Source organism: Halomonas sp. V046 (assembly GCF_052645355.1).
In genome coordinates this window covers 1-23,478 of the sequence record NZ_JBQXYF010000022.1, presented here as the reverse complement: position 1 = coordinate 23,478, position 23,478 = coordinate 1, and the positions used below count along the sequence as shown (strand labels likewise).

The following is a 23,478-nucleotide window of genomic DNA, read 5'->3' as shown; positions in this document are numbered from 1 at the left end:
GGCTATGCCCCTGGGCTATGACCCTGGGCGATGGCATCGGGCGATGGGGCACCGGAAGATTGCGCAGGGCTCGTTGATCGACGGCGAGCGGAAGGCTCGGCATTGGCCGGCTGGGCCTTGCGCCGCCTCCCGGACTGGGCCTCATGGTTCAATCGTCGTGGTCGGCACCTCGATCAGCATCGGTCGCTTGGCCGACAGCGCCTCTACCAGGGCCTTCTCGAAAGCCGTCGTCGTCACACAGCTGACGGCCTCTACGCCATAGCCTCGGGCCAGGGCGCAGAAATCGAGCCCGGGGACATCCAGCCCAGGAGCATCCTCGGCATCGAGCATCCGCGAAAACCAGCGCAGCGCGCCGTAGGTGTCGTTCTTGAGGATGATAAACACCACCGGGACGCCATATTGCGCCGCACTCCACAGGGCGCTGATGGCATAGTTGGCCGAGCCATCGCCGATCACCGCAATGACGCGACGGTCGGGCCTGGCCATTTGCAGGCCCACGGCAGCCGGCAGACCGAAGCCAAGACCACCGGCCGCTGGGAAGAAGTAACTGTCGGGATGGCGCAACACCACCCGCTGCCAGAACGCGGTGACCGTCGACGTGGACTCCTTCACATAGATGGCATCTTCAGGCGCCAGTGCATTCAGCGCGTCGAACACCGCCTCCGGCGTCAGGCGTCCCGGCACCTCAGACGGCAATGCCCGACCGGGACGCACGATGGCCTCCGGCAAGGCCCGGCCACAGTGCCCCAGCTGCCCCAGCAAGGCGTCACACATCGCCTTGATAGCACCGACCAGCGCGTCTCCCATCGGCGCGCGGGCCGCTTCCTGGGCATCACTGGTCAACAGGGTCAAACGGGCACCCTCGGGCAAGTAGCGTCCCGGCGCGTACTGATGGTAGCGGAACACCGGAGCCCCGATCACCAGCACCTCGTCATGGCCCGCCAGGGTCGTACTGATGCCGGCAACCGCGGCGGGCAGTACCCCACGGAAGCAGGCATGGTCGGTAGGAAACGGGCAACGCGAGGCAGAAGGGGCGACCCATACCGGGGCTGACAGCCGCTCGGCGAGTTCAACGGCGAGTTCGTTGGCACGCTCGGCGTCGACCTCGGGCCCCAGCACCAGCACCGGATTGCGCGCCTGCTCGAGGCGTGTCACCAAGGCCTTGACCTGGCAGTCTTGCGGCACGCCGGTGTACTCCACCTGACGCTCGACCACCAGGGCGTCGTCATCCTCGATGCGCTGCGCCCAGTCATCATGCGGGATGGAGACGTAGACCGGCCCACGCGCGGGCAGGTTGGCGAGCTGGATGGCCTGGCTCAGGGTACGCGGCACATCCTGAGCACAGGCCGGTTCAGCGCTCCACTTGACCAGCGGACGCGGCAACGATGGCGCATCGACATTGGCAAGCATGGCCTCGACACCGATCATCTCGCGCGCCTGCTGTCCCGCGGTCAACACCAGTGGCGAGTGGGAATACCAGGCATTGGTCAACGCGCCCATGGCATTGCCGGTGCCGGCCGCGGCATGCAGGTTCACCAGCACCGGACGATGCGAGCCCAGCGCGTAGCCATCCGCCATGCCCACCACGACGCCTTCGTGAAGCCCCAGGACGTAACGGAAGTCATCGGGAAACCCTGTCAGGAAGGGCAGCTCGTTGGACCCCGGGTTACCGAACACGGTGGTGAGGCCCTGGCGACGCAGCAACTGGTAGGTAATCGAGTGGACCGTGGGCATGCGAAGGCTCCTGAAGGCGGCATGCCCTAACGCTAGCCAGACTGATACCATCTATCAAATCAATATATTTTCTACTAAAAATAGAGAGTATCTATAGAATGACCAGCATCGACCTCAACCTGATTCGCGCCTTTATCGTTCTGTTCGAGGCACGCAGCGTCACCCAGGCCGCCGATCGCCTGAACGTGACCCAACCATCGGTCAGCTACGCCCTCGCGCGGCTGAGGGATCGCTTCAACGACCGCCTCTTCGTGCGCTCGGGAGCTGGCATGGAGCCAACGCTGACGGCCAGCCAGATGTACCCGGCCCTGCGCCAGGCATTGGCCCAGATCGAGGGGGTGGTGGAAGACAACCGAGAGTTCGTCGCCGCGCGCTCCCACAAGTGCTTTCGGCTCGCCATGACCGACCTCGGCGAGATGGCCCTGCTGCCTCGCATACTGGCCCAGCTGCACGCGAGCGCACCCAACGTCGAACTCGAAGTCGTGCCGCTGGAAATCGACAAGGTCGCCAATTGGCTAAACGCCGACAAGGTCAATGCCGCCATCTGCAGCCGTCCCATCCGGGCCACCGGAATCGCCCGCCGAGTGCTGTTCGAAGAACGCTATGTGTGCCTGCTCAACCGCGACCATGAAGGCATCGGCGACCACCTCAGCCTTGAGCAGTTCACCCGGGCACGCCATGCCGTTGTGGCAGCCTCCAGCGGACACGGACTGGCCGAAGATGTACTCAACGAACGCGGGCTGGAGCGCAAGATCAGCCTCAGAGTGCCACATTTTTCGGTGCTGCCACCGCTGCTTCAGCAAAGCGACCTGCTGGCCATCGTGCCGCAGCAGATCGCCGAAGCCTTCACCCGCTCGGCGGCGCTGAAGATACTGGACCTGCCCTTCGAGGTCCCTCCCTTCGATGTGGCGCTGCATTGGCATGGCACGGCGGCCGCCTCTGCCGCACAGCGCTGGTTGCACGAACAGATCGTCGCGGCCATTTCGACGACGTAACCCCCAATAGCAAAGGTCCGCGTGCGGCTACCGCTGCCCCGCTCCGTCACAGCGTGCCGGCCGAACGCCAGACAAAAGGCGTATGATGCTGGACTGACTCCTTCGACAACGACCGATCGCATGCATAATCTCCTGATTCCCGGCGCCATGATCGTGATCACCAGCGTCGTCTTCATCGGCGCTCAGATCCTCTCCGTCGGCGGCCTCGACGAGGACATCCAGCGCTCGATTGCCACGTCCCTCGACACCGACGACATGGTCACCCTTGAGGCCATGCAAGAGGTCAACAAGGGCTATGGCGTGTGCGGCCAATACCGTGTGGCCGACGCCCCCAACTCCCCCGAGCCGTTCTTCTATAGCAAGGTCGACGCAAGCGTCGAACTCGACTCGGACTCGCGCCGCTACCGGGCAAGCTGCGAGTAACGACACCACACCACTCTCTGCTGGCCCCCGCCCGCCCCATGGATGTCCAAGCGGCCCTGTCCGCTCCATCGTCTAAGCACCCGCGCCCTGCCGCCGCATGTCCCCAGCATCTTCGCGATCTCTTGCGGGGATCTGGACAGGCTCAACGCTCTACGCCGCACATGTCGTCCCCGGCCGAACGGCGATCGGTGGCTTGTTAAGCGACCTCGCGTCAGCGCAATCGTCGAGAGTTCCCGCCACGGTCGTCGCTGCTCCTCAAGCGCTATTGCTCGGCGTATCTCTGCACGCTCGCCTCTAGACTCTGCACGCTCGCCTCTAGACTCTGCACGCTCGCCTCTAGACTTTGGTCCAAGTCTCGCGTGGTCAGCCTAGACGCGATGCGTCTACAGCCCCCGCCGCATCGGGCTTTCTGAGGCCGCCGCAGAGGCTTACCGCCATGACGAACTTGCGGGATCGTTCATCACGCCTTCACAAAGCACTTTGAAGATTGTATAAAATATAAAACCTACCGAGATAAACCAAGGTGCCCCATGAAACGTGTACATGTCATCGATTCCCACACCGCGGGCGAGCCGACGCGACTGGTCATGGGAGGCTTCCCCAACCTTGCCGGCAGCACCCTGGCCGAGAAGCGCGATGCCCTGCGTGACCAGCACGACGAGTGGCGCCGCACCAGCATGCTCGAGCCACGCGGCAATGACGTGCTGGTCGGCGCACTGTACTGCGAGCCGGAAACCGCGGATGCCAGCTGTGGTGTGATCTTCTTCAACAACACGGGGTATCTTGGCATGTGCGGCCACGGCACCATCGGGCTGGTCGCCTCTCTGCACCACCTCGGGCGCATGGCTCCGGGCTGTCACAAGATCGACACCCCCGTGGGGCCCGTCACCGCCACCCTGCACGACGATGGCACAGTGACGGTACGCAACGTCCTCTCCTACCGCTTTCGTCAACGGGTGCCCGTCGAGGTGCCGGGCTACGGCGTCGTTCACGGTGACATCGCCTGGGGCGGCAACTGGTTCTTCCTGGTCGGCGAGCACGACCTGGCGATCGAGCTTCACAACGTCGAAACGCTCACCGCCTTCACCTGGGCCATTCGCCAGGCGCTGGAGGCCCAGTCGATCACCGGCGACGACGGCGCCATCATCGATCATGTCGAGCTGTTCTCGGACGACAGCGAGGCCGACAGCCGCAACTTCGTGCTGTGTCCCGGGAAGGCTTACGATCGCTCGCCTTGTGGCACCGGTACCAGCGCCAAGCTCGCTTGCCTGGCCGCCGATGGCAAGCTCGCACCCGGCGAGCCATGGATCCAGGCAGGCATCTGCGGCGGCCGCTTCGAAGGCGCCTACGAATGGGAAGGCGATCGCATTCGCCCCTCCATCACGGGGCGCGCCTTCGTGAGTGCAGACGCCACGCTGCTGATCGATGAGCAGGACCCCTTCGCCTGGGGCATCACCCACCAATAATCCCCTTTCTCCGCCTCGCCGCCGGCCATCTTCCCGATGGCCAGCGTGCGGCATCCTTTGCCTGACAATCGCCAACACCACCAAGGAACCACGATGAACGACAACATTTTTACCGGCTGTATTCCCGCGCTGATGACCCCTTGCAATGCCGACCGTCAGCCCGATTTCGAGGCGCTGATCGCCAAGGGCCGCGAGCTTCTTGAGCAGGGCATGAGCGGCGTGGTGTACTGCGGCTCCATGGGCGACTGGCCGCTTCTGACCGAGGCCCAGCGACAGGAAGGCGTCGCACGCCTGGTTGCGGCCGGCATCCCGACCATCGTCGGTACCGGCGCGGTCAACTCCCGAGAAGCCGTGTCCCACGCCGCCCATGCGGCCAAGGTCGGCGCCCAGGGCCTGATGGTGATTCCTCGCGTGCTGTCTCGCGGCGCCTCCATCACCGCTCAAAAGGCACACTTCACCGCCATTCTCGACGCCGCGCCCGACCTGCCCGCGGTGATCTACAACAGCCCCTACTACGGCTTCGCCACCCGGGCGGACTTGTTCTTCGAGCTGCGCGCCAAGCACGCCAACCTGATCGGGTTCAAGGAATTCGGCGGCGCCGATGACCTGCGCTACGCGGCCGAGAACATTACCTCCCAGGACGATGACGTGACCCTGATGGTCGGCGTCGATACCACCGTCTATCACGGTTTCGTCAACTGCGGCGCGACCGGCGCGATCACCGGTATCGGCAACGCCCTGCCGCGAGAAGTGCTGCAGCTGGTCGCGTTGAGCAAGAAGGCCGCCAAGGGCGACGTCACGGCGCGGCGCCTGGCCCAGGAACTGGAAGAGGCCCTCGGCGTGCTGTCGTCCTTCGACGAAGGCGCCGATCTGGTGCTCTATTACAAGCATCTGATGGTGCTCAACGGGGATAGCGAGTACGGACTGCACTTCAACGAGACCGATGCCTTGAGCGACGCTCAGCGTCGCTACATCGAGACCCAATACGACCTGTTTCGTCGCTGGTATGCCCAGTGGTCGGCCAGCCTCGACAACGCCTGACCGGCACCCGTGGGATCGAGACCCGGGCCGACGTCGACGCGGCCCGACCGCCCCTCCCGATGAGTTACCCACACACGCAGGCCTGCATCAGGGGCTCAAGGTGCTGTCCTGAACCACGGACAGCGCCTTGAGCCCCACATCACACGACCACCACCGACCCCAACCAAGGAGACGAGCATGACACTGGAAGGCAAGATGCTGATCGGTCAGCAAGCCATCCTGGGCAGCCGTGAGCCGATCCATGCGCTCAACCCGGCCACCAACGAGCGCCTCGAGCCCGCCTACCTCGGCGGCTCCCGGGAGGATGTCGAACGCGCCTGCACGCTGTCCTGGCAGGCTTTCGATCGCTACCGCGACACATCGCTGGAAGCCCGTGCCACCTTCCTCGAGACCATCGCCGACGAAATCGAGGCCCTCGGTGACGATCTGATCGCGCGCGCCGTGGCGGAATCAGGTCTGCCGCAGGTGCGCATCGAGGGGGAACGCGGACGAACCTGCGGCCAGCTACGCATGTTTGCCAGGACCGTGCGCGCCGGCGAGTGGCTGGATGCGCGCATCGACCCGGCCCTCCCCGAGCGCCAGCCCATGCCCCGGGCCGACCTGCGCCAGCGCCATGTGGCGCTGGGGCCGGTGGCGGTCTTCGGCGCCAGCAACTTCCCACTGGCCTTCTCGGTGGCCGGCGGCGATACCGCGTCGGCGCTTGCCGCCGGCTGTCCGGTGATCGTCAAGGCGCACTCCGCCCACCCGGGAACCAGTGAACTCGTCGGCCGTGCGATTCAGGCTGCGGTGCGTCGCTGCGAACTGCCAGAGGGCGTGTTCTCGCTGATCTTCGGCTCCGGTCGTGAGGTGGGGCAGGCGCTGGTCGCGGATGCTCGCATCAAGGCGGCGGGATTCACCGGATCGCGCAGCGGCGGCCTGGCATTGCTAAAGACCGCCCAGGCACGCCCCGAACCGATACCCTTCTACGCCGAGATGAGCTCCATCAACCCCGTCTTTGTGCTGCCAGCGGCGCTCAAGGCTCGCGGCGAGGCCCTGGGCGAGGCCTTCATCGCCTCACTGAACATGGGCGCCGGCCAGTTCTGCACCAACCCCGGGCTGGTCATCGCGATCCAGGGGCCAGAGCTCGACGCCTTCATCGAAGCGGCGCGCCAGGCCGTGGCAGGCAGCACCAGCCAGACCATGCTCACCCCAGGCATCTTCGAGGCCTATGAAAGCGGCGTGGCTGGACTCGCCGGCAGCGACAAGGCCAGAGAAGTCGCACGCGCAGGCCAAGGCGAGGGCGTCAACCAGTGTCGAAGCGGCCTGTTCGTCACCTCCGGCGACGCCTTCCTCGACGACCCGGCGCTGCAGGCAGAAGTCTTCGGCGCCACCTCGCTGGTGGTGGAATGCGTGGACCAGGCCCAGGTCGAGCGACTCGCTGAACGCCTGGAGGGCCAACTGACCGCTACGCTGCAGATGGATGATGCCGACCTGGACACCGCGCGAGAACTGCTGCCACTGCTGGAGCGCAAGGTCGGACGCATTCTGGTCAATGGCTGGCCCACCGGCGTCGAGGTCTGCGACGCCATGGTTCACGGCGGCCCCTTCCCGGCGACCTCCGACCCCCGCACGACGTCCGTGGGCACCGCGGCCATCGCGCGTTTTCTGCGCCCGGTGTGCTATCAGGATATGCCCGATGCCTTGCTGCCCGCGGCGCTCAAGAAGGCCAACCCCTTGGCCCTCAAGCGCCTGGTGGACGGCAAGCGGGAGGCCTGATCGCTCAGGCCTTCGAACGCTCGATGCCTCACCCCGAGCCGCCCCGCCCCGAGCCACCCCGAGCCACCCCGAGCCGCCCCGAGCCGCCCCGTAACGGGCGGCTCGGGGCTTGTTCGCCTGTGGCTCAAGTGAGACGGCCCCTTCATCCTTGCCACGCCCCCAGCAGAGCTCGGTCCCGGGGCGCGGCCATGTCGGCGCTCATGACGGGCCGGCATGGACATTCATTGCAGTTTGTATACAGTGTGCAAAACGACTCTTTCGGCAGATGCTGGCTATGGCGACTTACAAGACACGAGCGCAATTCGTCGCAGACGACCTGCGTGGACGGATTCTGAGTGGTGAATTCAAGGGCGGCACCCAACTGCGCCAGGATGCCCTGGCCAAGGACTACGATGTCAGCCGTATTCCCGTCAGAGAGGCCTTGCTGACGCTGGAGTCCGAAGGACTGGTGGAGTTTCACGCCCACCGCGGAGCCTTCACCACGGAGTTGTCGGTGGCCAAGATCCGTGAGCTCTTCGACCTGCGCGTCCTGCTCGAGACCTACGTGCTGCGCCATGCCATCACCGAGCTTACCGACGCAGACTTGAACAAGGCCGAGGGCATTCTGCGCAAGTACGACGAGGCACTGAACGCCCGCGGCGACATCGATAACTGGAGCGAGTACAACTTCGCCTTCCATCAGGCCCTGTATGCTCCTGCCAAGCTGCCCGAGACCTTGGCGCTGATCAGCCAGCTGAACACCAAGTCCGATCGCTACATTCGCATGCAGCTGCTCTACACCCAGGAAATCGAGAAGGCCGAGCGCGAGCACCATGGCCTGCTGGACCTGGCCCGCCAGGGAGACGCCGACAAGGCCTGCGAGCTATTGAAGACACACATTCAGGAAGCCTGCCAAGGCATCGTTGCCTTGCTCGAAGAGCGTGCACAACACCCCGAAACACTCTAACGCCGTCCGCGCTGCGAGACTCGCCAGGCGGCCCCAGCACCACGCCACGCTTCCTCCGGGACGCGGCAGGCGACCGCGCCGCCCTAGGCCCCGCGCCGGGGGTACGCTGTGCACTTCACCTCCGCCGCCCCCTCATCCGCGGCGCCAGAACCACCGGCAGCAAGCTTCTGCCAACACACCATACGGCGAACGCCATTCAGGGACAGGGCGCCGCCCTGGCCCCGGCTCGTCGTTGGGGCCCTGACCTCCCGCTGCCAGGGGCTCTTCATCCAAGTGCCTCCTTCATCCAGTCGCCTAGATCCAGGTGTCTAGGTCCACGCGTCTAGCACTATGTCTCTAGCGCTAGGTGTCGACCGGCGGCGTCCAAATCCTGCGCCTTCTTTCCCGCCCGGTTCGCCTGCGCCGCTCGCAACAATACTCCCGCCCCCGCCAGACTTTGGTCGAAAAGCGTATTGCGCCTTCCTTTGGTGTATCTTATATTTTATACAATCGACAAGATAACAACGCTCCGCCGACCAAGGAATCTTTATGGGCTCACACCACCAGGCCTCCCAGGACGTCAGTCGCCAGACCGATGTTACCGTCGTCGGGGCCGGGATCGTTGGCATCGCAAGCGCCCTCGCGCTGAGTCGGCAAGGCCTGCGAGTGCGGGTGGTGGACAAGCAGCCGCCCGGCATGGGGGCGTCGTTCGGCAATGCAGGACACATGGCGACCGAGCAGGTCTTCCCCATCGCCGATGCCTCGATTCTCAAGCGCCTACCCACCATGCTGATGGACCCCACGGGACCGCTGCGCCTGGACTGGCGCCACTTTCCGAAGGCCCTGCCCTGGTTCACCCGACTGCTGTGGAACCTGCGCGAAGCGCCCTACCAGGCCAGCGTAAGCGGCATCCGAGCCCTCAACGAGGCTAGCCTCGGGGCCTGGCACCGGCTGCTTGGCTCGATTGCGGCCAACCACCTGCTGCAGGAAGACGGCTCGTTTCTGGTCTACGAAAAGGACAGCTCACTCGCCGACCTGCAGGCGCTACATGAGCGCATGGCGGCCCATGGCGTCGCGGTCGAGGCCTGGCAGGGCAGCGCCATTCGCGACGCCGCCCCCGAGCTTTCCCAGGCGATTCAAGGCGGGCTGTTCTTCCCCGCCACTGGTCACGTTGTCGACCCGCTCGCGGTGGTCCAGGCCCTGGTCAAGGCGGCCAAGGCCGAAGGCGTCGAATTTCGCCAGGACGACGTCGTCTCAGGCCGGGTCCATCACCAGGGCGTCACCCTCGAGACCACGGGCACGACCCGACTGCATTCGGCCAAGGTGCTCATCGCCTGCGGCGCACATTCGGCCCCGCTGACCGTGGCTCTCACTGGCATCCGGGTGCCGCTGGATACCGAGCGCGGCTATCACCTGATGCTTCCCCGAGAACAGGCGCGCCTGCCGGTGGCGGTAACCTCGCTGGAGCGCCGTTTCATCATGACGCCCATGGCCAACGGGCTGCGCCTGGCCGGCACCGTCGAGTTCGCCGGACTCGAGCGCCCGGCCAACATGCAAAGGGCCTGGCAGCTCCAACGCTTGAGTCAGGGGCTATTCAAGACGCCACTCGACGCCACCGACGCCACGCCCTGGATGGGCTTTCGCCCTTCACTTCCCGATTCGCTGCCGATTATCGACAGCGCACAAGACGGCAAGGTGCTGCTGGCTTTCGGCCATCACCACCTTGGCCTCACCCAAGCCGCCGCCACCGCCGAACTGGTGGCCTGCCTGGCACGCCAGGACCAGGTGCCGGCTCGTGCACTCTCGTGCGGTCCAGCGCTGGCCGAGGTTGGCGCCTATCGGCTCGGCCGCTTCTGACCCACTCACCCTCGCCTCTCACCCGTCAACAACAAGACCAAAGGAGACACCATGTCCTCATCCTCGGCCCCCATCCGGCTGCCCAGCATGACCGAGGTGCTTGCCGTCATGGTCGGCTTCATCGCCATCATGTTCCTTAGCATCAACGTGCTCGGGCTGCCCATTCAACTTGCGCTCTTTGCTTCCTGGTTTCTGGTCATGGCCCTCGGGCTGAAACTCAAGATGTCCTATGCCAGCATGCAGGAAGGCCTTATCGACGGCATCCACAACGGCATGGAAGCGGTGCTGGTACTGACCACCGTCGGCGCCTTGATCGGCACCTGGATCGCAGGTGGCATCGTGCCCAGCATCATCTACTACGGTCTGACGGTGATGAACCCGCAGATTTTCCTGTTCGCCGCCTTTGTCATCTGCGCCCTGACGTCGCTGGCCACCGGCACCTCCTTCGGTACCGCAGGCACCGCCGGTGTCGCCATGATGGGCATCGGCCATAGCTTCGGAATTCCGCTGCCGCTGGTCGCCGGCGCCGTCATCTCTGGCGCCTACGTCGGCGACAAGATGTCGCCGCTGTCCGACACCACGGTCATGACCGCGTCGCTGTGCAAGGTCAACCTGATCGACCACATTCGCTCGATGATGCTGGTCAGCGCCCCGGCGATCCTGATCGCCTCGATTCTGTTCCTGGTCGTTGGCTTCTTCTACATCAGCGGCGACGTGGATACGTCTCGCACCACGCTTGCCATGCAGGCACTCGACACCCACTTCGCCATCAGCCCGTGGCTGTTGCTGCCCGCGGTGATCGTGATCGGGTTGCTGACCCGCCGCTTCCCGGCCATTCCGGTGATCACCTTCGGCGCGGTACTGGGGAGCCTTTGCGCCTGGTGGGCCCAGGGCGTGGGACCGGTCGATGCCATTCGCATCGCCTACGTGGGCAACGCCATGCAGTCCGACGTGGAGTTCCTCAACACCCTGCTCAACCGTGGCGGAATCGAATCGATGCTCGGCGTCGTGGCCCTCATTCTATTCGCCCTGGGTCTGGGGGGGCTGATGGACCGCGTGGGAATCCTCAAGGCGATCAGCAACGGCTTCTTGCGCTGGGCCAATAACCCGGGTCGCCTGACGGTCTCGACCATGTTAGGAGGGTTCTTCGGCAACTTCTTCGGCGGTGCGGCCTATGTCTCGCTGATCACGGCGAGCACCATCACCGAGAAAAACTACGATGATCAGGGCGTCGACCGCCGCGTGCTGTCGCGCAACGCCGAAGCCGGCGGCACCATCACCACCCCGATGGTGCCCTGGACCGATGGCGGCGTGTTCATGGCCACGACCCTGGGCGTCTCGACCATGGCGTACCTGCCCTTCCTCTGGTACCACATGCTGGTCATCGCCATCTCGATCTTCTACGGCTACGCCAACATCGCCATCTGGCGAACGCAGCCGACCCGCGAGGGTCACGCCGATACGACGGCCAGGCCAGACCTCCAGGCCTCTTGATCCCCGGCCAAGCGCCCTGTGAACGCCGAAAAGCCCCGCCAAGTGCGGGGCTTTTCACTTCCTGCGATGTCCATCGACAAGCGACCAGCCCAGATGCCCCCGTGACAAGCCGACAGCGCAGATGGCCCCGTGACGAGCCGGCAGCCCCGCAGAGACAAACCATGGCCGCAAAGGGAGGCGAATCACCGCTCGCAAAACGGCAAACGGCGACGCCCTGGGGCCTCGCCGTTGCCGTATTGCCTGGTCATGCCATCAGCCCGGGTCGTCGATGAGAGCCCATCCCTCCGGTCCCTCGAGCCGACGACGCGGGCGGGCTAGGAGAGACGCTGCTCGAAGTCCTCGAAGCCGAACTCCCGCACCACCTCGAGCGCATCGGTCTCGGAGTTCCACACCGCGATGGAGGGAAGCCGAATGCCATTGAAGGTCGACGTCTTGACCATGGTGTAGTGGGCCATGTCCTGGAACACCAGGCGCTGACCGGGCATGAGCTCTTCGGCGAAGCTATAGTCTCCGATCACATCGCCGGCCAGGCAAGTCATGCCGCCCAGACGATAGTCATGGCCAAGCTCGCCGGGTTCCCCCGCCCCGAGCACGCCAGGGCGATACGGCATTTCCAGCACGTCCGGCATATGACAGGTCGCCGAGGTATCGAGAATCGCCTGGTTCATCTGGTTCCAACTGGTGTCCAACACCGTGGTCACCAGCACGCCGGTGCCGATGGCCACCGCTTCACCCGGCTCCAGATACACCTGCACCCGATGACGGTCGGCGAAGTCGCGAATGCAGGCCACCAGGTCATCACGCTGGTAGTCCGGGCGCGTGATGTGGTGACCACCGCCAAAGTTGACCCAATCCATGCCGGCCAGCAGATGCCCGAAGCGCTCTTCCACCGCCTCGAGGGTACGCGCAAGCGGCGGAAAGTCCTGCTCGCACAGGGTGTGGAAATGCAGCCCCGAGATCCCCTCGAGCATCGACTCGTCGAGCTGTGACAGAGGAATCCCGAGCCTCGAACCCGGCGCGCAAGGATCATAGATCGGCACATCGCCTTCGGAATGCTCCGGATTGATGCGCAACCCGAAGCGCAGCTGCGGACGTTCGGCCAGCGCCGCGCGCACCAACGGCTGGGCACGTTGCCACTGCCCGCAGCTGTTGAACACGACGTGGTCGGCAATGCGCAGGATCTCGGCCAGATCCGCGTCGCTGTAGGCGGCACCAAAGACGTGAACTTCACCGCCATAGTGCTGACGACCGAGCAGGGCTTCGTGCAGGCCACTGGCGCAGGTGCCGCTAAGATAGCGCGACACCATGGGCGCGAAGTGCCACATGCTGAAGGCCTTGAGGGCCGACAGGACCTTCGCCCCGCTAGCCTCGGCGACGTCAGCCAGAAGGCGCAGGTTGCGCTCCACCGCGACCTCGTCCACGACGAAACACGGTGACGGCAGGCGCTCGGTCGACAGCCGCGAGAAATCGCTGAACTGATGGATCTCCACGGCCTAGAGGTCCTGACCTTTCTGCACGTCCAGGCGGAACGACGGATCCAGCTCGACGACCTTCCACGGCAGGCCGTACTCGTTCATGTCGGCCATGAACGGATCCGGATCGCACTGCTCCATGTTCCACACCCCAGGACGCTTCCAGTGCCCCTCGAGGATCATCTTGGCGCCGATCATCGCCGGCACACCGGTGGTATAGGAGATCGCCTGCGACTGCACTTCGGCGAAGCACTGCTCGTGATCGCAGATGTTGTACAGGTACATCAGCTTCTCTTGGCCATCCTTCTTGCCGCGCACGATGGTACCGATGCAGGTCTTGCCCTTGGTGCGAGGACCAAGGGTGGACGGGTCTGGCAGCAGCTTGGCCAGGAACTGGATCGGCACGATCTTCTGGCCGTTGTAGTCGATCGCCTCGATGCCGGTCATGCCGACGTTCTCCAGCACCTCGAGGTGCTTGAGGTAGCTGTCGCCGAAGCTCATCCAGAACTGGGCACGCTTCAAGCTCGGGAAGTGCGTTGACAGCGACTCGAGCTCTTCGTGGTACATGCGATAGATGTTGTAGCTGCCGACCTGATCCGGGCACTCGAAGCGCGCCATCTTCGACATCGCCGGCGTCGTGACGAAGTCACCACCTTCCAAGTGGCGACACTCGGCGCTCACTTCGCGGATATTGATTTCCGGATTGAAGTTGGTGGCAAACGGATAGCCGTGATCGCCGCCGTTGACGTCGATGATGTCGAGTTCTTCGATCTCATCGAAATAATGCTTGGCGAGATAGGCGGTAAACATGTTGGTGGCGCCGGGATCGAACCCGCTGCCGAGCAGCGCGGTAAGCCCGGCTGCCTTGAACTTGTCCTGGTAGGCCCACTGCCAGCTGTACTCGAACTTGGCGGTATCCAGCGGCTCGTAGTTGGCGGTATCGAGGTAGTTCACCCCAGCCGCCAGGCACGCATCCATGATGCTCAGGTCCTGATACGGCAAGGCCACGTTGATGACCAGCTCGGGCTTCTCGGCTTGCAGCAACGCGGTCAGCTCGGCGACGTTGTCGGCGTCGACCTGCGCGGTGCGAACCGGGCGCGGCAGTTGTGCGGCGATAGCCTTGCACTTGGACTCAGTACGGCTGGCCAACAGGATATCGGTAAACACCGACTCGAGCTGCGCGCACTTGTGGGCCACGACACTGCCGACACCGCCGGCTCCAATGATGATCACTTTCGACATGAAGGTTCTCCCCCACCTCTGCTGTAACAGTTGCCCGTCAAGATGTATGAGCCCGGCTGCAATACCGGCTGCAATAGATGCCCGCCTTTGCGCCTCGTCGCCAACGTGCTCGCCGGTGGTTGCTCCAAGCGGCACATGATTGATCGGGACGCCCGTAGTCTAGCGCAACTCGTGCGACTATCTACCTGGGTACCGGACGGCGCATGCTAACGAGGATTCGCCTCCCTTGCTACGGCTTTTATCGACTTTTGTCGACGTCCCTGCCGGCGTAAGTTGCACCACCGCCCACATCGATCGCCGGCGCCTGCTGACGCCTACCTCATCCCCGATGAACGGCACTGCCTGAACACGTATCGGCGAACACCGATCGGTGCCCCGTACGCCGTGACCATCGTCCCGTGCTCCATGCGCATCTCCTATAGAAGAGATCACCGCGCGTTTCACAACAGTCACCGGCGTCCTTCGGCTAAGCGATTGTCTATGCTTGGACTTACCCGCGATCCTCTGGGCTGTTACCTCCTCGAGGGCGCTTGTCGTCCAGCCTGTCCGCCGAGGCCAGATGGCCCGATACAGGCACGCCGACGCGGCCAGGATCGCCGGGTAGCCGCCATCAGGAGATACCTCTATCGACGCACGACTGACGCTACGCATATCGCTACGCGGGTCGATGCATGGCCCGGTACAGGAGTCGGTACAGGAGCCGATGCATGGCCCGGTACAGGCGCCACCCGATGACGGCGCCCATCTCGGTTGAGTGTGGACAACGAACACTGCGTTGGGCCCACCTGGGATCTCACCGAACCTCCGTTTCCTCCGTGTCGCGACCAATCATCTCAGGTGACCTATGAACAAACGATTACTGTTGGGCGTCGTCTTGCTGTCGGCATCGCTTTGCGCCAATGCCAAGGACATTACCGGCGGCGTCTACGTTGCAACCAACAACGCCGAGGAAAACTCCATCGTCGCCTACACCCAGTACGATGACGGCACCCTGTCGATGATCGGCGAGTTCCCGACCGGCGGCGCCGGCAACGGCATGGACGGCGGCCTGGACCCACTCGGCTCGGCCTATGGCCTGTGGCGTTCCTGGGACGACAAGTACGTGCTGGTCGCCAACATCGGTGATGGCACGGTGTCATCGCTAAGCGTGCAGGACGACCTCTCGCTTGAGGTGAACAACGTCATTGAGGCGGGCGGCGCCAAGCCGAAGGCCATCGATGCCTTCGAGGACCTGGTCTACGTCGCCAGCAGCGAAGGAAACAACGACGCGCCCGGGGTGCTCAAGGGCTTCAGGATCGATGACACCGGCAGGCTCAGCGAGATTCCAGACTCCCTGCGCTCGCTTGGCGACTCGCCGGTCAGCCTCGAATTCACCGAGGATGGCAAGTTCCTCGCGGTCGTCGAGTTCATCACCGGCATGGTGCACACCTACGCCGTGCAGGACGATGGCCTGCTGTCCGAGGACGCCGTCTCCAGCATCGACTCACCGCTGCCCACCAAGGACCGTTTCCTCGCCATTCCCATCGGCACCAAGTTGATTACCCGCCCCGACGGCAACAGCACGCTGCTGGTGACCGAGACCCGCTATATCACCCAGCAATACAGCTTCCATCCATCGTCGGAGGCGAGCAAGGAAAAGTACCCGTTCCTGAAGGAGTACGAGGGCCAGACGGGCTCGATGTCGTCCTATGACATCGACGCCAATGGGCAACTCACCCTGGTGTCGGGAGATGTCCTGGCCGGGGACGACTACTGGGGCGGCGAACAGGCCGTGTGCTGGGTCACGACCTCACCGGATGGAACATTCGCCTGGACCACCAACGCCCACACCTCGAGCATTTCGACCTATAGCGTCGACCCGGCCGATGGCCGCATCGCACTCACCGAAAAGATTGCGTTTCAGCCAAGCGACTACAACGAGTACTTCGCCGACATGGACATGAGCGCCGACGGCAACTTCGTCAACGTCATCAGCGGCAACACCGGCAAGACCTGGGTGTTCAAGGCGGATCACGAGACCGGAGAGCTCACCTTGGTCGACTCCTATGAAGGCAGTGCCGAAGTACACTCCTACGGCCTGGTGACCATTCCGGCCAAAACCGGCGACTGAACCCGGGCAGCATTTCGACCCCGGCAGTGGACGGCCAATGGTGCCGCCATGACGACACCCGCGGGGCAGTCAGTCGGCCCCGCAGCGCACGAAGCGTCGCAAGGTGTGCCGACACACGGCCACGCTGACGCAGCGTCACTCCCCGGCGCCCGCAGAGCGGCACGTATCTCGCGTCCGCCCTGCGGGCGCCGACCTGCCAAGCCAGAGCCAGAGCCAGAGCCAGAGCCAGAGCCAAGCGCTCGAAACCAGCAGCCCAGCGTCACGGCAGAGCCCAGAGCCCAGAGCCCAGAGCCCAGTCTCGCGTCACGATTGCGCGTCATGTCGTGGCTTGCCAGTGCGTGTCGCAGAGGCCATTTTTTCCAGCTCCTCTTCACTCATGGAGTCGTACATCGACTTGGCAGCCCCCTCCAGCTCGCTGACCTTCTGTTCACCGCGCTTAGCCGCCAGAGCCGCTCCCGCTGCCATCTGCTGCGCCTTGGATTTTGCTGGCATGTTTGCTTCCTCCGTGGGGACAGGACCACCGCCGTGTGGGTGGCGGTGGCGGTGTGTGAACATATGTTCTCGACGACGGAGGCGAGGGACCGGCCGCGTCAACCTCCTGGCGACTTTCCAGCATCGTCACGGCCGGTGGTCACCTCGATGCGCGGCCGTGGCCTGCGCCGTCGCCACTACCGACGGCCTATTCCAGGCGCCCACTCCAGCGGCCTACCTGCGGGAGTAATGGCAACCGGTGACGCCCTTGCATGTGCCACCCGGGTCTGGCGATGGCACCAGACGGCCAACATGGCCTGGGGGGGGCCGGCAACGGCCGTCGGCGTGTTGCGCCTCACAGCCATTTTGCCGCCACCTGCTTCATGGACTGGCGAATCATATGCTTGGAACCAGGGTCTCCTTGAACCATCGAACTCATGAAGTTCTTGGCCTGTTCGAGGCTGATATGGGGTGGAATCGGCGCGACTTCCGGGTCCGTATAGGCATTGATGACGACCGGACGATCCGCCGCCAGCGCCTCCTCCAGGACCTTGTCTATCTGCTCGGCACTATCGATCCGCAGGCCTTTCAAGCCAAGCATGTCAGCATACTGATCGTAGGCGAAGTCCGGCAGATCCTGGGAGGTCTCGAACTTCGGGTCGCCTTCCATCACGCGCTGCTCCCACGTGACCTGGTTGAGGTCCCGGTTATTGAGCACGACCACGATAGCCGTCGGGTTACTCCACTCCCGCCAATACTTGGCAAGGCCGATCAAGCCTTGGTTCCCCAGCATCTGCATCGCCCCGTCACCGACCATGGCGATGCCGGGACGATCCGGAAAGGCAAACTTGCCGGCCATGAGATAGGGCACGCCGTTACCCATGGATGCCAGTCCCCCGGAAACCGAACCGAGCATGCCGCGCCTTATCTTGAGATAGCGTGCATACCAGTTGGTCCCGGAGCCCACGTCACATGCCAACAGGACATTATCGGGCAAGCGTGAAGACAAGCCCGCGAACAACGCCTGCGGGTTGACCGGGTTGGCCTCGACGTCGGCTCTCGAGGCCATCAGCTCCCACCAGTCACGGGTTTTCTCGATCAGAGTGGCCTGCCACTCGCGATCTTCCTTGCGGGTTACCCGTTCCGTCAGTGCCGCCACCGTTGCCTTCGCCTCCCCCGCCAAGTTGACCTCAGTGGGATAGCGCAGGCCAAGCGCCTCGCCGTCGATATCGATCTGAATTGCCTTGGCCTGGCCTTCTTCCGGCAGGAATTCAGCATACGGAAAGCGCGTCCCCACCATCAGCAAGGTGTCACACCCGGCCATCATGTCGGCACTCGGCTCCGTGCCAAGCAGCCCGACGGTTCCAGTCACGTAGTCGACGTCGTCAGGAATCATGGTCTTGGCGAGTATCGCCTTGGCGACGCCTGCCCCAAGCTTGTCGGCCAGGGCAAGCACTTCGTCGACGGCCTCCTTGCAGCCCGCTCCGGCAAGAATGGCTACCTTCTTGCCTTCGTCCAGCACAGCGGCGGCGGCATCCAGGTCGCCGCTATCGGGCACCAGATGCCCGGGGCGATACCCCGTTCCCGAGAACACCGCCCCGTGCGCGCGCGGCGGATCGGCCATCTCCAGGTCCTGGATATCGTTGGGCACGATGATGGCCGTCACCGTGCGTCGAGCGAGGGCGATACGCACAGCCTGGTCGATAAGGTGCCGTGCCTGTGGCGCATCCGTGACCATGTGCACGTAATCGCCGGCCACGTCCTTGTACAACGAGACCAGGTCGATCTCCTGTTGGTAGTCAGTGCCCAGGCTCATGCGAGCCTGTTGGCCGACGATCGCCACCACCGGCATGTGGTCTTTCTTGGCGTCGTAGAGGCCATTGAGCAGATGCACGGCCCCCGGCCCAGACGTGGCGATACAGACGCCCGGAGTGCCGGTGAACTTGGCGTGAGCGCTCGCCATGAAGGCAGCGAGTTCCTCATGGCGAGGCTGAATCATGCGCGGTCCCGCCGGTGCCCGACGCAAAGCCGCCATGACACCATTGATACCATCGCCGGAGTACCCATATACCCGCTCGATGCCCCATTCGTGCAACCGCTGAATGATGAAGTCGCTAACCGTTTTTGCCATTGGCTACTCCTTTGGACAACCCGGAAAATTCACCGGGATCCCGTGGCCGAGACGGCGCGCCTGGACCACGCCAAGCACACACTCACGTCCCCGACTAGAACCTATGGGCACTCGCCCTGTGCCAGTCAGAGCGGTACTCCTTGGGCACCTCGTCGCGCAGAAAGGCGCCTGACTCGACCCTCGGGTGAAGCTGCGCGTAGGTGCGAGCAGGCCCGTAGGCAGGACGATGGTAGATGTGTTCCGGACCAAGCTGGTCGGGGCTATCGAGGCCGAGAGCGCCGACGATGTCTAGGAACGAGGACAGGGTGGCAGCGTGATAGTTCCTCACACGCAGCGCCTTCTCATCGACATCGAGCGACCTGGTACGGGCCGGGTCCTGGGTCGCAACTCCCGTCGGGCACGTGTTGGTATGGCAGCGTTGGGCCTGTATGCAGCCCACGGAGAACATGAACGTACGCGCCGCATTGCACATGTCGGCGCCTAGCGCGACCTTCTCGACCATATCGAAGCCAAGCGCGACCTTGCCACTGGCGATCACCACGATCTCGTTGCGCTTACCGACACCGTTCAGGCAGTTGTGAACGAATGGCAATGCATCGTTGATGTAGGTACCGACGAAATCGGAAAACTCGGCCGGCGCAGCTCCGGTGCCCCCTTCTGCCCCGTCCACGGTGATGAAATCCGGCTGGATCCCGGTGTCGACCATCGCCTTGCACACGCCCATGAACTCGGCACGCTGCCCCAGACACAGCTTGAAGCCCACCGGCTTGCCGCCACTCAGCTGGCGAAGACGATCGACAAATCGCAGCAACCCGACGGGTGTATCGAACTCGGGATGCATGGGCGGCGAGAGACAATCTTCACCCACGGGAATCTCGCGGGTAGACGCGATTTCACGATTGACCTTGGAACCGGGCAGTAGGCCGCCGTGCCCCGGCTTGGCACCCTGAGATAGCTTTATCTCGATCATCTTGACCTGCTCGGTGCAGGCCTTGGTCCTGAACTCATCTGGGTCGAAGGAACCGTCCGGAAGTCGACAGCCGAAGTAGGCGCTGGCAATTTCCCAGATGATGTCGCCACCATGCGCACGATGGTAGGGACTGATGGCCCCTTCCCCCGTGTCTTGGGCGAAGGCTCCGAGCTTGGCCCCCTTGTTCATGGCCGCCACGGCATTACCGGAGAGAGCGCCGAAACTCATCGCCGAAATATTCAACCGCGACGAATCGTAAGGCACGCGGCATTGAGGACCACCGATGGAAAGCCTCGCATAGCGCGGATCCACGGTCTTGGGAGCCATCGAGTGCTGCACGAAATCGAAGCCAGCACCGTCCACGTCACGCCGAGTACCGAACGGAGACGCATCCAGCCCGCCATCGGCGCGCGAATTCACCAGGTCACGTTGCTCGCGATTGAACGGCCGTCCGCTGGTCTCGGATTCGAAGAAGTACTGGCGCAGCTCCGGACGCACGAACTCCAGCATGTAACGCATATGCCCCAGAATCGGGTAGTTACGCAGGATATTGTGGTGCGAACACAGGTCCCAGGCTCCGACCACCGCAAGCACCAGCATGACCCACCAGACCCAGAGCCAGACGGGCGCCCACAGCGCCAACACCCCTCCGACCAGAAGTGTAAGGATAACGTAGCCAGCGAAGATCACGCGCGGATAGCCGAACATGTATTCCCTCATCGTGGTGACAGAATTCCATGCTATGCCGGCCCACAATGCGGTTCAACTAGCGAACTACGGTGGCGATCCCCAAGGAGAATGCACCACATTCAACTTAGCCCACAGAACAGACTTAATGCTACTTCCCACCTCCGCTTTCACTACATACCGCAAGCGCATCCCCGCGCGACTCGGTCGATGATCCCCGGGCCTTCTCGACGGCCTTCCCGATGATCTTTTGGGCGAAATGTCGTTCAGCACCGGAAGGCATCGACTAGCTAGACGTGTCCTGTGGTGGATAACTACCAAAACCATTTCTTGATGATACAGAGAGCAAGGATGGGTTAATAAACGTTACAATATGTATCGATTAAATAGCACATACAACACGTCGTACCGCTCAAAAGATTCCCTTCGGTTAGTCGAGGCCTGCCTCGCCACGCGGGCCAATGAAAGACGAAAACGTCGGGACATCGAGTGCGCGCCGCCATTTCACCTTGGTGGCAGTAGTTCAATATCTGGCTTCCTAAAATCGCCCCCTACAAGTAAAGTTCGAGTCTCAAACGCCCTCCTGGAAGGCGTTTGAGGCTCCCTTGGCTTTCGGGTACGGTTATCCTCGCAGACCAATGGAGGAAGTCACCATGCGAGACACGCAAGATCTTTTTCCGACTCGACTGGAACGCAAACTGGGGATGTTCGAACGCATTGACCCGGTGATCCATTGCGACGACAAGCAGCGTGCGAATGGGCCGTTAAGCGCCGAAGAGCTTGATGAATTCGATCGAAAGGGTTTCCTTTCTTTCGAGGATTTTTTCGACCAAGAAGAAATGCAGGCCTTTATCCATGAGCTTCGCGAGTACGAAGATGATGAGGATCTAAAGCTATCCGAAGGCACCATACTCGAGCCGGGAAAGCAGGAAATTCGCTCAATCTTCGGCATTCACCAGGTCTCCGATCGCTTCAGCCGCCTGACACGAGACCCTCGCCTATTGGCCATGGTGCAACAGATACTCGGCAGCGATGTCTATATCCATCAGTCACGCATCAACTATAAGCCAGGATTTAAAGGTAAGGGCTTCGATTGGCACTCCGATTTCGAGACCTGGCACAGCGAAGATGGCATGCCACGCATGCGCTCTTTGAGCTGTTCAATCATCTTGACGGACAATGGCGAGTTCAATGGTCCTCTGATGTTGATCCCCGGCTCACATAAGCACTTTATTCCTTGTGTCGGCCGCACGCCGGAAGATAACTACAAGGAATCTCTGAAGAGCCAGGAAATCGGTGTGCCGGACGCGGCCAGCCTGAAAACACTCATGCTTGAGAACGACATCGAGGCCCCTAAAGGTGCCTCGGGCTCGCTAGTCATGTTCGAGTGCAACACGCTCCATGGCTCCAACATGAACATGTCCTGCTGGCCAAGGAGCAACCTGTTCTTCGTCTACAATAGCGTGGAGAACTGCCTCCACGCCCCCTATTGTGGCAACAAGCCTCGCCCTGATTTTCTCGCTGCACGGAAGGACTGGAACCCCCTCACGCCGGTAGACGAGAAGTAACAGCAGTAGCAACCAACGGAGAAACGTATCAGCATCGTTCCTCGGTTTGCGTACAGCTTGTCGCCCGATGAGATGGGTAGCCCCCATGTTATCGGGCATCTTTCCGCCATACCGATCAGATCTGTCGATCTGCTGATCCGCGCCAACACCAAGAAACCGGCATAGGTGCTGGGTGTCTTCGAACACGTCTCCCCTGCCATTCGTGCATTGCGCTTCTTGTACCGTGGACATCACGCCACCGCCGGCAAAGTTGACGGACATGCCGATCGTCTATGCGCCTGCGCAGTGGCGCAAGGCTAGCTGCTCTGCCCTACTGCGAAAATCGGCAAGGCTGCCAGGTGGAGATCCTGGCGTGGCCCGGTAACCGAACTCAACTTTGAAACTCCGGGCAGAGGTGGTGTCAAACGAAGCGCTAATCACTGTCTTGAGCGTGATCAATGAAGGAGTGTTTGCACATGGCAGAACGTAAACAACCCCGCCAACAGCAAGAACAGCAGCCTGGCAAGGAACACGCCATGGAGCCGGAGCCCGAATTCATCCGCGACAGCTACCGAGGCAGCGCCAAGCTCCACGACAAGGTCGCAGTCATCACAGGCGGTGACAGCGGTATAGGACGTGCCGTCGCACTACACTACGCTCGCGAGGGGGCCGACAGCGTGCTCGCCTATCTCAACGAGGCTCGCGATGCCGAGAGAACCCGCGAGCTGGTAGAAGCCGAAGGTCGGCGCTGCCTACTGCTGGAGGGCGACGTCGGGGACGCAGCGTTTTGCCGCGAGGTCGTCGAGAAAGCACTCGGGCACTTTGGCAAGCTCAACATCCTGATCAACAATGCCGCCGAGCAGCACGACTGGAATGACGCCACCCAGATTCCCGACGCGCAACTGCAGCGGACCTTCCAGACCAATATTTTCAGCCACTTCTACATGGTCAAGGCAGCCCTGCCGCATATGCACAAGGGCGATAGCATCATTGCAACGTCGTCCATCAATGCCTTCAAGGGCAACGATACCTGATCTTACCCAGCAATCGTGGACACCGATCTAAGCGATCATTCGAACCTCGAAGGCCTCAGGGCTGATCATCCCAATCGCACTGTGTCGGCGCTGCCGGTTGTAGTCGACCTCGATATACTCGAAT

18 protein-coding genes are annotated in these 23,478 nt (G+C 62.8%); 11 read left to right on the top strand and 7 right to left on the bottom strand.

All coding sequences use genetic code 11. The features are described from left to right. Window positions 1-141: 141 nt before the first annotated feature. Window positions 142-1,734: a benzoylformate decarboxylase gene (gene mdlC, locus ACUN9Y_RS21150; protein WP_445462720.1), complete on the bottom strand. Its 1,593-nt coding sequence runs from the start codon at window positions 1,732-1,734 to the stop codon at window positions 142-144. 98 nt (window positions 1,735-1,832) lie between these two features. Between mdlC and ACUN9Y_RS21145 the strand changes: the two genes are divergently transcribed. The 8 genes from ACUN9Y_RS21145 (at window position 1,833) to nhaC (ending at window position 11,690) form a co-directional block, all read left to right on the top strand. Next, window positions 1,833-2,729 carry a LysR family transcriptional regulator gene (locus ACUN9Y_RS21145; protein WP_445462719.1) on the top strand — a complete coding sequence of 299 codons (897 nt, stop codon included), beginning with the start codon at window positions 1,833-1,835 and terminating at the stop codon, window positions 2,727-2,729. Window positions 2,730-2,849: 120 nt separating this feature from the next. Continuing rightward, complete coding sequence (locus ACUN9Y_RS21140) at window positions 2,850-3,152, top strand: hypothetical protein (RefSeq protein WP_445462718.1); 303 nt, start codon at window positions 2,850-2,852, stop codon at window positions 3,150-3,152. Between the two features lie 530 nt (window positions 3,153-3,682). Continuing rightward, complete coding sequence (locus tag ACUN9Y_RS21135) at window positions 3,683-4,618, top strand: 4-hydroxyproline epimerase (RefSeq protein ID WP_445462717.1); 936 nt, start codon at window positions 3,683-3,685, stop codon at window positions 4,616-4,618. Between the two features lie 93 nt (window positions 4,619-4,711). Then, entirely contained in the window at window positions 4,712-5,659 is a 948-nt protein-coding gene (locus tag ACUN9Y_RS21130; protein ID WP_445462716.1) for a dihydrodipicolinate synthase family protein, read from the top strand. 177 nt (window positions 5,660-5,836) lie between these two features. Continuing rightward, window positions 5,837-7,414, top strand: coding sequence for an aldehyde dehydrogenase (NADP(+)) (locus tag ACUN9Y_RS21125; RefSeq protein ID WP_445462715.1), 1,578 nt, complete (start codon window positions 5,837-5,839; stop codon window positions 7,412-7,414). A 274-nt stretch (window positions 7,415-7,688) separates the two neighbouring features. Continuing rightward, a complete protein-coding gene (locus tag ACUN9Y_RS21120; protein WP_445462714.1) occupies window positions 7,689-8,360 on the top strand; it encodes a GntR family transcriptional regulator in 672 nt (223 codons plus the stop codon). 528 nt (window positions 8,361-8,888) lie between these two features. Continuing rightward, entirely contained in the window at window positions 8,889-10,196 is a 1,308-nt protein-coding gene (locus ACUN9Y_RS21115; RefSeq protein ID WP_445462713.1) for an NAD(P)/FAD-dependent oxidoreductase, read from the top strand. Window positions 10,197-10,247: 51 nt separating this feature from the next. Continuing rightward, window positions 10,248-11,690 (top strand): Na+/H+ antiporter NhaC, encoded by a 1,443-nt coding sequence (nhaC, locus tag ACUN9Y_RS21110; RefSeq protein WP_445462712.1) that lies wholly within the window; start codon window positions 10,248-10,250, stop codon window positions 11,688-11,690. A gap of 314 nt (window positions 11,691-12,004) precedes the next feature. Here the strand turns inward: nhaC and nspC are convergent, their stop codons facing one another. Together nspC and ACUN9Y_RS21100 are read right to left on the bottom strand one after the other, a co-directional pair. After that, window positions 12,005-13,180: a carboxynorspermidine decarboxylase gene (nspC, locus tag ACUN9Y_RS21105; RefSeq protein ID WP_445462711.1), complete on the bottom strand. Its 1,176-nt coding sequence runs from the start codon at window positions 13,178-13,180 to the stop codon at window positions 12,005-12,007. A 3-nt stretch (window positions 13,181-13,183) separates the two neighbouring features. Beyond that, entirely contained in the window at window positions 13,184-14,404 is a 1,221-nt protein-coding gene (locus tag ACUN9Y_RS21100; protein ID WP_445462710.1) for a saccharopine dehydrogenase C-terminal domain-containing protein, read from the bottom strand. An 844-nt stretch (window positions 14,405-15,248) separates the two neighbouring features. Between ACUN9Y_RS21100 and ACUN9Y_RS21095 the strand changes: the two genes are divergently transcribed. After that, window positions 15,249-16,514, top strand: a complete 1,266-nt coding sequence (locus ACUN9Y_RS21095) for a lactonase family protein (RefSeq protein WP_445462709.1) — start codon at window positions 15,249-15,251, stop codon at window positions 16,512-16,514. Between the two features lie 303 nt (window positions 16,515-16,817). Here ACUN9Y_RS21095 and ACUN9Y_RS21090 read toward each other — a convergent pair whose 3' ends face one another. The 3 genes from ACUN9Y_RS21090 to ACUN9Y_RS21080 form a co-directional block, all read right to left on the bottom strand. Beyond that, window positions 16,818-17,006, bottom strand: a complete 189-nt coding sequence (locus tag ACUN9Y_RS21090; protein WP_445462708.1) for a DUF3008 family protein — start codon at window positions 17,004-17,006, stop codon at window positions 16,818-16,820. A 334-nt stretch (window positions 17,007-17,340) separates the two neighbouring features. Beyond that, a complete protein-coding gene (locus ACUN9Y_RS21085) occupies window positions 17,341-19,116 on the bottom strand; it encodes a thiamine pyrophosphate-requiring protein (RefSeq protein WP_445462707.1) in 1,776 nt (591 codons plus the stop codon). A 94-nt stretch (window positions 19,117-19,210) separates the two neighbouring features. After that, window positions 19,211-20,794, bottom strand: a complete 1,584-nt coding sequence (locus tag ACUN9Y_RS21080; RefSeq protein ID WP_445462706.1) for an FMN-binding glutamate synthase family protein — start codon at window positions 20,792-20,794, stop codon at window positions 19,211-19,213. Window positions 20,795-21,426: 632 nt separating this feature from the next. Between ACUN9Y_RS21080 and thpD the strand changes: the two genes are divergently transcribed. Next, window positions 21,427-22,341 (top strand): ectoine hydroxylase, encoded by a 915-nt coding sequence (gene thpD, locus ACUN9Y_RS21075; protein WP_445462705.1) that lies wholly within the window; start codon window positions 21,427-21,429, stop codon window positions 22,339-22,341. Between the two features lie 455 nt (window positions 22,342-22,796). Then, entirely contained in the window at window positions 22,797-23,354 is a 558-nt protein-coding gene (locus tag ACUN9Y_RS21070) for an SDR family NAD(P)-dependent oxidoreductase (RefSeq protein WP_445462704.1), read from the top strand. Window positions 23,355-23,381: 27 nt separating this feature from the next. Here the strand turns inward: ACUN9Y_RS21070 and ACUN9Y_RS21065 are convergent. Beyond that, on the bottom strand, window positions 23,382-23,478 hold a 97-nt coding region (locus tag ACUN9Y_RS21065), incomplete at its 5' end, for an IS3 family transposase (RefSeq protein WP_445460375.1).

Bases quoted from the DNA above. Each gene is read 5' to 3' on its own strand.
- mdlC (WP_445462720.1), bottom strand. From the start codon at position 1,734: ATGCCCACGGTCCACTCGATTACCTACCAGTTGCTGCGTCGCCAGGGC.
- ACUN9Y_RS21145 (WP_445462719.1), top strand. From the start codon at position 1,833: ATGACCAGCATCGACCTCAACCTGATTCGCGCCTTTATCGTTCTGTTC.
- ACUN9Y_RS21140 (WP_445462718.1), top strand. From the start codon at position 2,850: ATGCATAATCTCCTGATTCCCGGCGCCATGATCGTGATCACCAGCGTC.
- ACUN9Y_RS21135 (WP_445462717.1), top strand. From the start codon at position 3,683: ATGAAACGTGTACATGTCATCGATTCCCACACCGCGGGCGAGCCGACG.
- ACUN9Y_RS21130 (WP_445462716.1), top strand. From the start codon at position 4,712: ATGAACGACAACATTTTTACCGGCTGTATTCCCGCGCTGATGACCCCT.
- ACUN9Y_RS21125 (WP_445462715.1), top strand. From the start codon at position 5,837: ATGACACTGGAAGGCAAGATGCTGATCGGTCAGCAAGCCATCCTGGGC.
- ACUN9Y_RS21120 (WP_445462714.1), top strand. From the start codon at position 7,689: ATGGCGACTTACAAGACACGAGCGCAATTCGTCGCAGACGACCTGCGT.
- ACUN9Y_RS21115 (WP_445462713.1), top strand. From the start codon at position 8,889: ATGGGCTCACACCACCAGGCCTCCCAGGACGTCAGTCGCCAGACCGAT.
- nhaC (WP_445462712.1), top strand. From the start codon at position 10,248: ATGTCCTCATCCTCGGCCCCCATCCGGCTGCCCAGCATGACCGAGGTG.
- ACUN9Y_RS21100 (WP_445462710.1), bottom strand. From the start codon at position 14,404: ATGTCGAAAGTGATCATCATTGGAGCCGGCGGTGTCGGCAGTGTCGTG.
- ACUN9Y_RS21095 (WP_445462709.1), top strand. From the start codon at position 15,249: ATGAACAAACGATTACTGTTGGGCGTCGTCTTGCTGTCGGCATCGCTT.
- ACUN9Y_RS21090 (WP_445462708.1), bottom strand. From the start codon at position 17,006: ATGCCAGCAAAATCCAAGGCGCAGCAGATGGCAGCGGGAGCGGCTCTG.
- ACUN9Y_RS21085 (WP_445462707.1), bottom strand. From the start codon at position 19,116: ATGGCAAAAACGGTTAGCGACTTCATCATTCAGCGGTTGCACGAATGG.
- ACUN9Y_RS21080 (WP_445462706.1), bottom strand. From the start codon at position 20,794: ATGTTCGGCTATCCGCGCGTGATCTTCGCTGGCTACGTTATCCTTACA.
- thpD (WP_445462705.1), top strand. From the start codon at position 21,427: ATGCGAGACACGCAAGATCTTTTTCCGACTCGACTGGAACGCAAACTG.
- ACUN9Y_RS21070 (WP_445462704.1), top strand. From the start codon at position 22,797: ATGGCAGAACGTAAACAACCCCGCCAACAGCAAGAACAGCAGCCTGGC.